The organism is Curtobacterium sp. 260 (assembly GCF_030803485.1).
Taxonomy (GTDB): Bacteria; Actinomycetota; Actinomycetes; order Actinomycetales; family Microbacteriaceae; genus Curtobacterium.
Window position 1 is genome coordinate 20,889 of sequence record NZ_JAURUY010000022.1, and the last position, 11,633, is coordinate 32,521.

At 72.3% G+C, this 11,633-nt stretch carries 10 protein-coding genes; 4 read left to right on the forward strand and 6 right to left on the reverse strand.

The window, feature by feature from the left end:
• Nucleotides 1–20 precede the first annotated feature (20 nt).
• From J2X59_RS15665 to dut, 3 genes are all read right to left on the reverse strand, one after another.
• Nucleotides 21–737 (reverse strand): DUF3159 domain-containing protein, encoded by a 717-nt coding sequence (locus J2X59_RS15665; RefSeq protein ID WP_326497291.1) that lies wholly within the window; start codon nucleotides 735–737, stop codon nucleotides 21–23.
• Nucleotides 738–1,003: 266 nt separating this feature from the next.
• Nucleotides 1,004–1,726 carry a DUF3710 domain-containing protein gene (locus tag J2X59_RS15670; RefSeq protein WP_326497292.1) on the reverse strand — a complete coding sequence of 241 codons (723 nt, stop codon included), beginning with the start codon at nucleotides 1,724–1,726 and terminating at the stop codon, nucleotides 1,004–1,006.
• Nucleotides 1,723–2,217, reverse strand: coding sequence for a dUTP diphosphatase (gene dut / locus J2X59_RS15675; protein WP_326497293.1), 495 nt, complete (start codon nucleotides 2,215–2,217; stop codon nucleotides 1,723–1,725). The genes J2X59_RS15670 and dut overlap by 4 nt, the downstream gene beginning before the upstream one ends.
• A gap of 77 nt (nucleotides 2,218–2,294) precedes the next feature.
• Between dut and J2X59_RS15680 the strand changes: the two genes are divergently transcribed.
• On the forward strand, nucleotides 2,295–2,726 hold the full coding sequence (locus J2X59_RS15680; RefSeq protein ID WP_251154993.1) for a DUF3093 domain-containing protein: 432 nt from the start codon (nucleotides 2,295–2,297) through the stop codon (nucleotides 2,724–2,726).
• Between the two features lie 284 nt (nucleotides 2,727–3,010).
• Here J2X59_RS15680 and J2X59_RS15685 read toward each other — a convergent pair whose 3' ends face one another.
• Nucleotides 3,011–3,310 (reverse strand): DUF4193 domain-containing protein, encoded by a 300-nt coding sequence (locus J2X59_RS15685; RefSeq protein ID WP_066658128.1) that lies wholly within the window; start codon nucleotides 3,308–3,310, stop codon nucleotides 3,011–3,013.
• A gap of 318 nt (nucleotides 3,311–3,628) precedes the next feature.
• On the opposite strand from J2X59_RS15685, the gene sepH reads away from it, so the two are divergent.
• Nucleotides 3,629–4,633, forward strand: coding sequence for a septation protein SepH (gene sepH, locus J2X59_RS15690; protein WP_326497294.1), 1,005 nt, complete (start codon nucleotides 3,629–3,631; stop codon nucleotides 4,631–4,633).
• A 94-nt stretch (nucleotides 4,634–4,727) separates the two neighbouring features.
• Here sepH and J2X59_RS15695 read toward each other — a convergent pair whose 3' ends face one another.
• A complete protein-coding gene (locus tag J2X59_RS15695; protein WP_209682850.1) occupies nucleotides 4,728–5,894 on the reverse strand; it encodes an alkaline phosphatase family protein in 1,167 nt (388 codons plus the stop codon).
• A 25-nt stretch (nucleotides 5,895–5,919) separates the two neighbouring features.
• Here J2X59_RS15695 and J2X59_RS15700 point away from each other — a divergent pair, with 25 nt between their 5' ends.
• Nucleotides 5,920–8,406: a DNA gyrase/topoisomerase IV subunit A gene (locus J2X59_RS15700; RefSeq protein ID WP_326497295.1), complete on the forward strand. Its 2,487-nt coding sequence runs from the start codon at nucleotides 5,920–5,922 to the stop codon at nucleotides 8,404–8,406.
• A 559-nt stretch (nucleotides 8,407–8,965) separates the two neighbouring features.
• Here the strand turns inward: J2X59_RS15700 and J2X59_RS15705 are convergent.
• The gene (locus tag J2X59_RS15705) at nucleotides 8,966–11,083 is read right to left on the reverse strand and encodes a DNA gyrase/topoisomerase IV subunit B (protein WP_326497296.1); all 2,118 of its coding nucleotides are present in this window, start codon (nucleotides 11,081–11,083) and stop codon (nucleotides 8,966–8,968) included.
• Between the two features lie 177 nt (nucleotides 11,084–11,260).
• Here J2X59_RS15705 and J2X59_RS15710 point away from each other — a divergent pair, with 177 nt between their 5' ends.
• Nucleotides 11,261–11,485 carry a DUF7455 domain-containing protein gene (locus J2X59_RS15710; RefSeq protein ID WP_066654059.1) on the forward strand — a complete coding sequence of 75 codons (225 nt, stop codon included), beginning with the start codon at nucleotides 11,261–11,263 and terminating at the stop codon, nucleotides 11,483–11,485.
• Nucleotides 11,486–11,633 lie beyond the last annotated feature (148 nt).

Here is an 11,633-nt window from a genome sequence, read left to right on the forward strand (position 1 = left end):
GTCTCGATGTCGAGACAACTCTACACCGCGGCGGTGTCCTCCCGACGCACGAACACCGTGCGGACGAGCAACCACGTGACCCACAGCACGGCCGCGTAGAGCGGGACGCCGAGCACCAGCTTCACCGCGGCGAGGAGCTCGACCTGCGCGGTCAGGTACAGCGGTACCTCGACGGCCAGCCGGAGCGCGAAGAGCCCGACCCAGATCCACGTCGCCACCGTTAGCACCCGGCGCTTGGTGGGGTCGGCACGCCAGTCGACGTGGGAGCCGTCCTCGTCCGGCGGGAGCAGGAAACCGACCACGACGCCGATCAGCGGCCACCGGATCGCCAGGGTGACGAGCAGCCCGACGAGCCACACCGAGTTGATGACGATGCCGGGGATGAAGTTCGTCTCGGCCCGGCCGGTGACCAGCGCCAGGACCGCCGAGACGACCACGCCGGCGATGCCCGCGAAGGACATCACGAGCGACTGCCGCTGCGCCAGACGGACCACCACGAACACGAGCCCGACGAGCACCGGGATCACGACGCTCGGCACGAGCTCCTTCGTGATCGCGTAGACGACGAGGAACGCGAAGCCGGGCAGCACCGACTCGGCGAGCCCGCGCACGCCGCCGACCGCACCGAGCAGCGCACGGCCGGAGGGCGCCTCGCCCGGCGCGACCCGGGCGATGCCCGCGTTCTGCACGGCCGCGCGGAACTGCACCGAGAACGACGGCACGGCGTCCTCGTCCACGGAATCGTCAGCAGCCGTCCGGGCCGGAGCCGCCGGTCCAGCCGGGACCGTCGGTCCAGCCGGGACGGCCGGTCCGGACGCGGTCGGACCCGCGCCCGCACCGGGCGTCGGCGGGCCCGCGACCGGGCCGGCCGGCACCGCACCCGCGGCCGTCCCGTCGACCGGAGCCGCGCCCTGGTCGCTCGCGTCCGCGGGACGGGGGGTCTCGTCGTGGTCCGGCACCGTGCCTCCAGGCCGTGTCGTGGGTCGTTCGTCGCGGACGGTCGTCAGACGGCGGTCTGCGTCGACTTGGGCATGTGCAGCGGGATGAGGTCGCGCGGCGGCATCGGCGTCGTGCCACGCACGACGACCACGCTGCGGAAGAGCTCCTCGATCTCTGCGGCGTCGTCCGGCTGCTCCGCGGCCTTGCCGGCGATCACGCCGCGCAGGAACCAGCGGGGGCCGTCGACACCGATGAAGCGTGCGGCGCGTGCACCGTCGGTCGCGCCGGAGCCGTCGACGACGACCGGCACGAGGGCGCGGAGCTCGGGACCGAAGGGGCCGTCGACCTCGTCCACGCGGCCGCCCTGCCGCTCGATCTGGTCGGCGATCTGCGCGCGGATCTCGTGCCACAGTCCGGTGGACCGGGGCGCGGCGAAGGGCTGGACCTGGAGCGTGGACTCGTCGTAGTCGAGCCCGACCGCGACGACGCGCTGCGAACCCTCCTCGACCTCGAGGCGCAGGTGCAGGCCCTCACGCGGGAGGACCTTCACGCCGCCCAGGTCGACGTACGGGCGGACCAGGTTCGCCTCGGTCTCGTCGTGCGGGCCGTTGTCGGCACGGTCGGCCGGAGCCGACTTGTCGGTCGGTGCGACCGCGTCCACCTCGTCGAGGTCGGCGTCGGCATCGGTCGCGATGTCGACCTCCGGCGTCGTCCCTGCGATCACGGCGTCGTCGGCGACGGCGTCCGCCACCTCGACCTCGTCACGCTTGCGTCGACCGAACTTCATGCGCCCGTTCCTTCCTGGAAGTCGTCGGCGGCACCGTACAGTGCGCCGCTGCGGTGGTCACCGTAGCCCGAGGAGCCGAAGCCGCCCTCGCCGCGGACACTGTCCGGCAGCTCCTCGACGCGGGTGTAGGTGACCCGCGGCACCGGCATGACGATCACCTGCGCGATGCGGTCCCCCACGTGCACCTCGTACGGCTCGGACGCATCGGTGTTGAGCAGGGCGACCTTGACCTCGCCCCGGTAGCCGGAGTCGACCGTGCCGGGGGCGTTCACGATCGTGATGCCGTGCTTCGCCGCGAGGCCGCTCCGGGGCACCACGAAGGCGACGTGGCCGTCCGGCACTGCGATCCGGAGCCCGGTGCCGACGAGACGGCGCTCCCCCGGCTGCAGCACGAAGGCCTCGGTCGAGACGAGGTCGGCTCCGGCATCACCGGGGTGGGCGTGGACGGGGGCGTTCTCCCCGGTCCAGAGCACGTCGACTGGTTCGGTCACGAGACGAGGGTAGTGCACGAGCGTGGTCGTTCCGTGACCGTTCCGTGACCTGCCCCGACTCGTGGTGGGATGGAGGGGTGACCGTGTACCGCGAACGACTCTGGGCCCCGCCCGCCCTCTACCTGGCGACGGCGCTCGTCATCCCCGCGAGCCTGCTCGTGTTCCTGCCGATCAGCGTCCTGGCCGGCGTCCTCGTGGCGATCGGCATGTACCTCGGCGTGGTCGTGCTGCTCTGGGCGCTCGCCCCGACGATCGAGGTCACCGACACCGAGTTCCGCGCCGGCCGTGCACACCTGCCGCGGACGCTCGTCGGCGAGGTCACCGCACACACCGGCGCCGAGGCCACGACCCAGCGCGGTCCGGCGCTCGACGCCCGCGCGTGGACGCTCTTCCGCGGGTACGTGCGCGGGGTCGTGCGCGTCGAGGTGACGGATCCGGCGGACCCGACGCCCTACTGGCTGGTCAGCGCACGCAACCCACAGGCCGTGGTGGACGCCCTGCGTTCCTGACGCGGCGTGCCGCCGGCGCGAGCTCGGGCTCGCATAGCGGTCGCGGCGGTCCGGTCGGGAGGCGCGCCCTCCCCCGTCCCACCGGTTCCAGTCCGCCAGTCGCGAGCGTTCGAGCCCCTCACGCCCGCAATGGGATGACGATCTGCGCGTACGAAGCAGGAACTTCCGATCTCCTACGCGCGGAACGGTCTCCCACGCGCGGAACGGCGCTCCCGCCCCGCGCCGCAACGCGGAACGGCCCGCCACCCACGGAGGGTGACGGGCCGTCCCGGTGGAGCTGCGACTCAGAGCGCCGCGCACTCCGCGCACACGGGGCCGAGCTTCGACTCGTGGTCGAGCTGCGAACGGTGCTTCACGAGGAAGCACTCGACGCAGGTGAACTCGTCCACCTGCGGCGGCAGCACGACGACGTCGAGGTCGACGTCACTGAGGTCCTGTCCAGCGAGCTCGAAGCTGCCGGGGTTGTCCGAGTCGTCGTCGACGACCCCCGACATCTTGTCGGGAACGCGCTCCTTGAGGGCCTCGATCGACTCCGAGTCAGAGGATTCGTCGGTCTTCCTGGGGGCGTCGTAATCGGTGGCCATGCCCATCCGTTTCTCGTGTCGAGAGGTCGTCGCCGGTGATCGGCGGCGACAGTTTGCACCACGACCCGCGAGAGCGCAAACCGAACGCCGTGCGGGATCGTCAGGCCGTGCAACCCACCGTGGTGGTCGGACATTCCCGGCGGCCGGGAGCGGACGAGGACGGTGCGCGGGGCCGGCAGCGGACGAGGACCGTCCCCGGGCATGCGGGAGTCCGCGGCACGCCCGTGCGCCTCCGCGGCAACGGGTGTGCACCGCTGCATACTCCTGGGGTACGAGCACGACCGTACGCAACGCTCGGGAGGCGCAACCATGCAAGACGTGAGAGTCATCGGAGTCGAGTCCGGGGCACTCCTGCTCGCGACCGACGGCGGCACCGAGTACCGGTTGCCGGTCACCGCGTCACTGACGAGCCAGGTCCGCCAGGCCAACCCCGACGCCGGCCCCCAGAAGCGCGTGTCGCCGAAGGACGTGCAGGCCCGCATCCGCGGTGGCGCCGACGCGGCCGACGTCGCAGCGGCGCTCGACGTCGACGTCGAGTACGTCCGGCGGTTCGAGGGTCCGGTGCTCGCCGAGCGTTCCTTCATCCTCGACGCCGCACGACGTGTCCCGGTCACCCCGACCGACGCCGAGGCGCCCGACACCTTCGGCGAGGCCATCGAGGCCAAGCTCGAGGCCGGCGACGCGACCGGCGTCGCGTGGGCGTCGTGGAAGAACGCCGAGCAGGGGTGGCAGGTCAGGGTCCGCTACACCGCGTCCGAGGTCGAGCACGACGCGCAGTGGTCCTTCGACCCCAAGACGTCGACGCTCACGCCCGACAACGGCGACGCGCACCGCCTCTCCGACACCGACGACGAGGGCATCGCTCCGCGCCTGCGTGCGGTGGAGAACGACCACCACGACGCCGACGGCACGCGCTTCGACTCCGGTGCCTTCCGCGTCGAGCAGACCGAGGACGCGGCGACCCCCGAGGCCCAGGAGCGTCCGCTCCGTGCGCCGCTCCCCCGCATCGGTGCCGCGCCCGTCGAGGAACGCTCGCCCGGCAACGAGACCGCCGACCTGCTCGAGGCACTCCGCCGTCGGCGCGGTGAGCGCGAGGCGGCATCCTTCACCGAACAACAGGACGAGCCCCGCGGGACCTCCATCAGCGTCGTGGACGTCCCCCTCCAGGGCTGGGACTCGCCGGCCTCCGCCCCCGAGCGCGACGACCGTCCGGCATCGGCTCCCGAGACCGACGGCCGCTCCGAGCGCAAGAAGCGCAACCGCCGGTCGATGCCGAGCTGGGACGAGATCGTCTTCGGCACTCGCCCGGAGGACCCCGCCTGATCCAGCATCCTCGGTCCGGTCCGTCCGGCCTGGAGGCCCGGTGCAGCCCCGCCACGCTCGTCGCGTCGCGGGGCTGCTCGCGTTCCCGCCCGGGTCAGCCCGCGAAGGCGCCCGCCAGCCGCAGGGGCACGAAGACCTCGTCGTCCGTCATGGCACCGTGCTGCCCGATCATCCGCTTCGGCTCCTTGCGCGGGTCGAGGTCGCGGTCGTCGTTGAAGGCCCACGACCCCCTCGCGACCACGACGACGTCCCCGATGCGCGGGAGCACGCGGTCGTCCACGGCACCGAACCACCCGGCGGCCACGGCCTCGTCGCGGCTGGCGACGTACGCCTTCTTGCCGTAGCGGGTGCGCCAGGCCTCGACCAGCGCCGGGACGTCGGTGCCGGGGCGCACGGCCAGCTGTCGGCAGCGGGGGTCCCCGGCGATCCCCACGACGTCCACGAGGAGCGCGGGGTCCATCGCGATGTTCGCCTCGGCCGGCACGTCGAGCACGCCGTGGTCGGCCGTCACGAGGATGCCCACGTCGGCAGCGCCGCGGGTCGCGAGCCGGGCGAGCTCGCCGTCGAGTGACTCGAGCGCCGCGGTCCAGCGGTCGGACTCCCACCCGTGCTTGTGCCCGATCGAGTCGAGCTCCGGCACGTAGAGGTAGACGAGCGATCGGCCGGACGCCGTCGCCGCCAGTGCGGCGTCGACCCGCTGCGCGATGGTGTCGGCTGCGGTGTACCGGGCACCGCCGAGCACGTTCGCGGTCATCCCCGAGGACTCGTAGCGGGCCGGACCGACCACCACGGGCTCGATGCCGAGCGCGCTGGCCTCGGTGAAGACGGTGTCGGCGAGCAGCCAGCCCGTCGGCACCTCGGAGTCCCAGCCGGACAGCAGGTTGACCACCCGCTCACCCTCGGGCTCCCACCCGCTGTAGCCGACCACGCCGTGCGTGCCGGGCGAGCGGCCGGTCGTCAGGGTACTGAGCGCCGCGGCGGTCGTCGTCGGGAACCCGCTGCGCAGGCGCTTGAGGGTGCCGCCGCCGGTCGCGGCGGTGAGCCAGCGGGCGTGCCCGGCGCGGGCCGACAGGGCGGACGACCCGAGGCCGTCGACCAGCACGACGACGACCGAGCGGGCGGGACGGAGGGTGATCCGTGCCTCCCGGCCGGTGGTGCGCAACCACGTGTCGTCGGCGGCGCCGAGCGCGACGAGGCAACTCGGCAGCACGTCGGCGAGGTTCGCGGTGGTGTCTGGGGCGCTCGGTACGCTGGGGGGCACCCCACGATCCTCCCAGAAAGGTCCCATGGCACGCACGGAAGCAGTCGGCCTGCCCGACGGTGAGCGCATCGAGGACGTCGACGTCTCCGAGGAGATGCAGGGTTCGTTCCTCGAGTACGCGTACTCCGTCATCTACTCGCGGGCCCTGCCGGACGCGCGCGACGGCCTCAAGCCGGTGCAGCGACGCATCCTCTACCAGATGGCCGAGATGGGGCTCCGACCGGACCGTGGGCACGTGAAGAGCGCCCGCGTCACCGGCGAGGTGATGGGCAAGCTGCACCCGCACGGCGACGGCGCGATCTACGACGCCCTCGTGCGCCTGGCGCAGCCCTTCACGATGCGTGTGCCGCTGGTCGACGGGCACGGCAACTTCGGGTCGCTCGACGACGGCCCCGCGGCCGCCCGGTACACCGAGGCCCGTCTGGCCGAGCCGTCGATGGCAATGACGGAGGGCCTGGGCGAGGACGTCGTCGACTTCGTCCCGAACTACGACAACCAGATCATGCAGCCGGGCGTGCTGCCGGCGGCGTTCCCGAACCTGCTCGTCAACGGCGCCTCGGGCATCGCGGTCGGCATGGCGACGAACATGGCGCCGCACAACCTGGGCGAGGTCGTCGAGGCCGCGAAGCACCTGCTCCTGAACCCGACGGCGACCCTCGAGGAGCTGATGGAGTTCGTGCCGGGCCCGGACCTGCCGTCCGGTGGCACGATCGTCGGGCTCTCCGGGGTCCGCGACGCCTACGCGACGGGCCGTGGCTCGTTCCGCACCCGGGCGAAGGTGTCCGTCGAGAACCTCACGCCGCGCAAGGTCGGCCTCGTCGTCACCGAGCTGCCGTACCTGGTCGGCCCCGAGCGCGTGATCGAGAAGATCAAGGACGGTGTCCAGGCCAAGAAGCTCGTCGGTATCTCCGACGTCAACGACCTGACGGACCGGAACCACGGGCTGCGGCTGGTCATCGGCATCAAGTCCGGCTTCAACCCGACGGCCGTGCTCGAGCAGCTCTACAAGCACACCCCGCTCGAGGACGGCTTCGGCATCAACAACGTCGCGCTCGTGCAGGGGTCACCGCGCACGCTCGGCCTGCGCGAACTGCTCGACGTCTACGTGCAGCACCGGCTCGACGTGGTCACCCGGCGCTCCCGGTACCGGCTCGCCCGTCGGAAGGAACGGCTGCACCTCGTCGAGGGTCTGCTCATCGCGATCCTCGACATCGACGAGGTCATCGAGGTCATCCGCTCGTCCGACGACTCCGAGGCCGCGCGGACGAAGCTGCAGGACGTCTTCGACCTGTCCGAGGTGCAGGCCGAGTACATCCTCGAGCTGCGTCTGCGGCGCCTGACGAAGTTCTCGCGCCTCGAGCTCGAGGGCGAGCGCGACCAGCTCCTCGCCGACATCGCCGCGCTCGAGGAACTGCTGGCGTCCGACGCCCGTCTTCGTGCCCAGGTCGCGGTCGAGCTGACCGAGGTCTCCGACCGGTTCGCCACGCCGCGCCGCACCCTGCTCACCGAGGCCGATGCCCCGGTGCGCGGTGGCCGCAAGGCCGCGGTCGACCCCGAGTCGCTGCAGATCGCCGACGCTCCGTGCCGTGTGCTGCTCTCCACGACCGGTCGACTCGTGCGGGTGGACATCCCCTCCTCGGACCTCGGGATCGTGCGGGTGCCGAAGCGGTCGAAGCACGACGCGGTCCGCTCGACCGTCGTGTCCACCGTCCGCGGGCAGGTCGGAGCGCTGACCTCGACCGGCCGCGTGCTGCGGTTCTCCCCCGTCGACGTCCCCGCGGTACCGCCGGCGTCCGTCCGGCTCGACGCCGGCGTGCGGGTGTCCGACTACCTCGGGATCGCTCGCACCGAGTCCGTCGTCGCACTCGTCGACCTGTCCGCAGGGGCGGGCGACTCGCTCGCCATCGGTACCGCGCAGGGCGTCGTGAAACGCGTCGCGACCGGCGCCTGGCCGGACAAGGACGAGTTCCTCGCCATCGGGCTGAAGCCGAAGGACACCGTCGTCGGGGCCGCGCAGGCGCCGGAGTCGGACGACCTCGTGTTCATCACGTCGAACGCGCAGCTGCTGCGGTTCCCGGCCTCGGGCGTCCGGCCACAGGGCCTGCCCGCGGGCGGCGTCGCCGGGGTCTCCCTGGCTTCCGGCGCATCGGTGATCTGGTTCGGGTCCGTGGCGCTGTCCGAGGACGCAGTGGTCGCCACCGTGTCGACGGCGTCGGGGGCACTGCCCGGCACGGACCCCGGACGGGCGAAGGTCTCGGCGTTCTCGGAGTTCCCCGCGAAGGGCCGTGCGACGCAGGGAGTGCGGGCGCACGCGTTCCTCAAGGGCGAGGACGGGCTGACCGTGGCGTGGGCCGGCATCGCGCCGCCGCACGCCGTCGGGTCGGACGGAGCCGCGCGGACCCTGCCCGACTGGCTGTCGAAGCGCGACGGGTCGGGAGCGCCGCTCGAGGCCGTGATCGGCTCGATCGGCGGCAGCGCAGCAGCCCTGGACGGTACCGCGGGCGAGGCGTAGGCGGTCCCGCCCGCCGCTGCGGGCGGGTGCGCGGCCGCCGCGCAGCGGCCGCCCGCCGGTGCGCCGGTGGCCGGTCGCCGGTCGCCGGTCGCCGGTCGCTCCCACGGGACAGAGCGAGGCCGGGCCGGCCCCTCGGCCGCCGTGTCCCCGTCCTGGTCGCACGACTTGCCGTCCCACGCCGCTGGCGACGACGTGTCGTGCGACCGGAACGTCGGCACGCGGCGTGTCACGCGCAGGGAGGGTCGACCCGACGGCCGGGAGGCGCGGTGGCAGTCAGCGCGTCACCTCCCGTCCGCCAGCTGGCCCCTCGAGACGTCCGGGATGCCGCGAGACGCCGTGGGATCCACGAGACGGGGCCGAGTTCGCGAGACGCCGCCGGATCCGGCGGCGTCTCGGCACGACGACGGCGTCTCGCCCGGCCGGCGGTGTCTCGGCCAGACAGCAGAGCGCGAGGACCGTCGGCCAGCGCGAGTCTCGGGCCGTGCGCCGTGGCGGGGCGCCGCTCCAGGCCGCTGCCGGGCGCCGCTCCGCGTCGCCGCCGCCGGGCGCCGCGCCGCCGCTACGCGTCGATGCGGTCGCGGTCGAGGCCCTCGCCGGCCAGGATGAACTCCTTGCGCGGCGCGACGTCGTTGCCCATCAGCAGCTCGAACACCTTCGCGGCGCTCTCGGCATCGGTCACGTTCACCCGACGGAGGGTGCGGTGCGCCCGGTCCATCGTGGTCTCGGCGAGCTGGTCGGCGTCCATCTCCCCCAGACCCTTGTACCGCTGGATCGGCTCCTGGTACTTCTTGCCCTGCTTCGCGAGCTTCTTCAGCACCGCCTGCAGCTCGGCCTCGGAGTAGGTGTAGAGCGTGTCGTTCGGCTTGCCGCGGTTCACCACGACGACCCGGTGCAGCGGCGGGACGGCGGCGAACACCCGGCCCTGCTCGATCATCGGCCGCATGTACCGGAAGAACAGCGTCAGCAGGAGCGTGCGGATGTGGGCACCGTCGACGTCGGCGTCCGACATGATGATGATCTTGCCGTAGCGGGCCTGGTCGATCTCGAACGAGCGGCCGGAGCCGGCGCCGATGACCTGGATGATCGAGGCGCACTCGGTGTTGGACAGCATGTCCGACACCGAGGCCTTCTGCACGTTGAGGATCTTGCCGCGGATGGGCAGCAGCGCCTGGTACTCGCTGTTGCGGGCGAGCTTGGCGGTGCCGAGCGCGGAGTCGCCCTCGACGATGAAGAGCTCCGTACCCTCGGCGTCCTGCTTGCGGCAGTCGGCGAGCTTGGTCGGCAACGAGGAGTTCTCCAGCGCGTTCTTGCGCCGCTGCGTCTCCTTGTGCGCCCGCGCCGAGATGCGGGTCTTCATCTCGGCGACGACCTTCTCGAGCAGGGTCGCGGCCTGCGCCTTCTCGGTGCGCTGTGTCGAGGTGAGGACGTCGGTGAGCTGCTTCGCCACGACCTGGTCGACGATCTTCCGGACCGCGGGGGTGCCGAGGACCTCCTTCGTCTGCCCCTCGAACTGCGGCTCGGGCAGGCGGACGGTCAGCACGGCGGTGAGGCCTGCGAGCACGTCGTCCTTCTCGAGCTTGTCCTGCCCGACCTTGAGCTTGCGGGCGTTCGCCTCGACCTGCGTGCGCACGGCCTTGACGACGCCCGACTCGAAGCCGGTCAGGTGCGTACCGCCCTTCGGCGTCGCGATGATGTTGACGAAGCTCCGCTCGACGGTCTCGTACCCGCTGCCCCACCGCATCGCGATGTCGACCTCGCAGGTCCGCTCGACCGAGGTGGACACCATGTGCCCCTTGTCGTCGAGCATCGGCACGGTCTCCGTGAAGGTCCCGGTGCCCTGGATGCGCCAGACGTCGGTGACCGCGGAGTCGACCGCCAGGTGCTCGACGAACTCGCTGATGCCGCCCTCGTACCGGAAGCGCTCGATGACCGGACCGGGCGCGACCGTCGTCCCGGTCGCCTCGGCACGCTGGGCGGCAGCCTCGATCGACGCGGCCCGTTCGTCGGTGATCGTGATGCCGAGCCCGGGCACCAGGAAGGCGGTCTGGCGGGCGCGGTTGACCAGGTCGCCCGTGCTGAAACGGGCGTCCGTGGTGAAGATCTGTCGGTCCGCCCAGTACCGGATGCGGGACCCGGTGACCCCCTTCTTCACCTTGCCGACGACACGGAGCTCACTGCCCGAGGTGAACGGGGTGAAGGACGCATCCGGCCCGTCACCGGCGAAGGTGCCGGGCTCGCCCCGGTGGAAGGACATCGCGTAGGTCTTGCCGCCGCGGTCGACCTCGACGTCGAGGCGCTCCGACAGCGCGTTCACGACCGAGGCACCCACGCCGTGCAGGCCACCGGACGCCGCGTACGACCCGGACCCGAACTTGCCGCCGGCGTGCAGCTTCGTGAACACGACCTCGACCCCGGTCAGGCCGGTCTTCGGTTCCACGTCGACGGGAATGCCGCGGGCGGTGTCGCGGACCTCGACGGAGCCGTCGGCGTGCAGCACGACCCCGATCTCGTCGCCGTGACCCGCGAGTGCTTCGTCGACGGAGTTGTCGATGATCTCCCACAGGCAGTGCATGAGCCCGCGCGAGTCCGTCGAGCCGATGTACATGCCCGGACGCTTCCGAACCGCCTCGAGCCCTTCGAGGACGGAGAGGTGTCGTGCAGAGTAGTCGGAGCTCACCTCCCGATGGTACCGAGGGGCACCGACAGCCAGGCCGCCGGACAGCGGCGCGGCTCGGACTGGGGACAACCGCTCCGCGCTCAGCGAAACAGGCGGTCCGGGATGCACGGCTCCCAGCCACCACGTGTTCAAATGGTGGTCCACCCGCACCACCTGCGATCCGTGAGGAGCACAGCAATGACCCAGACCGTGCAGGACCTCTCCATCGACGAAGCCAGCAGCCACCAGCTCACCGCCGCTGACCGCTGCGACAGCTGCGGAGCGCAGGCGTACATCCGCGCCACCATGGCCAGCGGCGAGCTCTACTTCTGCGCCCACCACGGCGCCGAGTTCAAGGAGAAGCTCGCAGCCACCGCGCTCGAGTGGCACGACGAGAGCAGCCGACTCCACGAGTCGAAGTAGTCGTCACCAGACGGCCGAACGGGAGGCGCGGGGGCCCCGGGGCCCCCCCCCCCCCCCCGCGGGGGGGGGGCCCGCGGGGGCCCCCCCAGGGGCCGAGGGGGGGGGGCCCGTGTAGGGGCGGGGGGGCACGCCCGCCCGGCCGGGCGCG

Excerpts from the sequence above, each read along its gene's own strand:
- J2X59_RS15710 (WP_066654059.1), top strand. The coding sequence starts at position 11,261 with ATGACCCAGACCGTGCAGGACCTCTCCATCGACGAAGCCAGCAGCCAC.
- J2X59_RS15700 (WP_326497295.1), top strand. The coding sequence starts at position 5,920 with ATGGCACGCACGGAAGCAGTCGGCCTGCCCGACGGTGAGCGCATCGAG.
- J2X59_RS15685 (WP_066658128.1), bottom strand. The coding sequence starts at position 3,310 with ATGGCCACCGATTACGACGCCCCCAGGAAGACCGACGAATCCTCTGAC.
- J2X59_RS15670 (WP_326497292.1), bottom strand. The coding sequence starts at position 1,726 with ATGAAGTTCGGTCGACGCAAGCGTGACGAGGTCGAGGTGGCGGACGCC.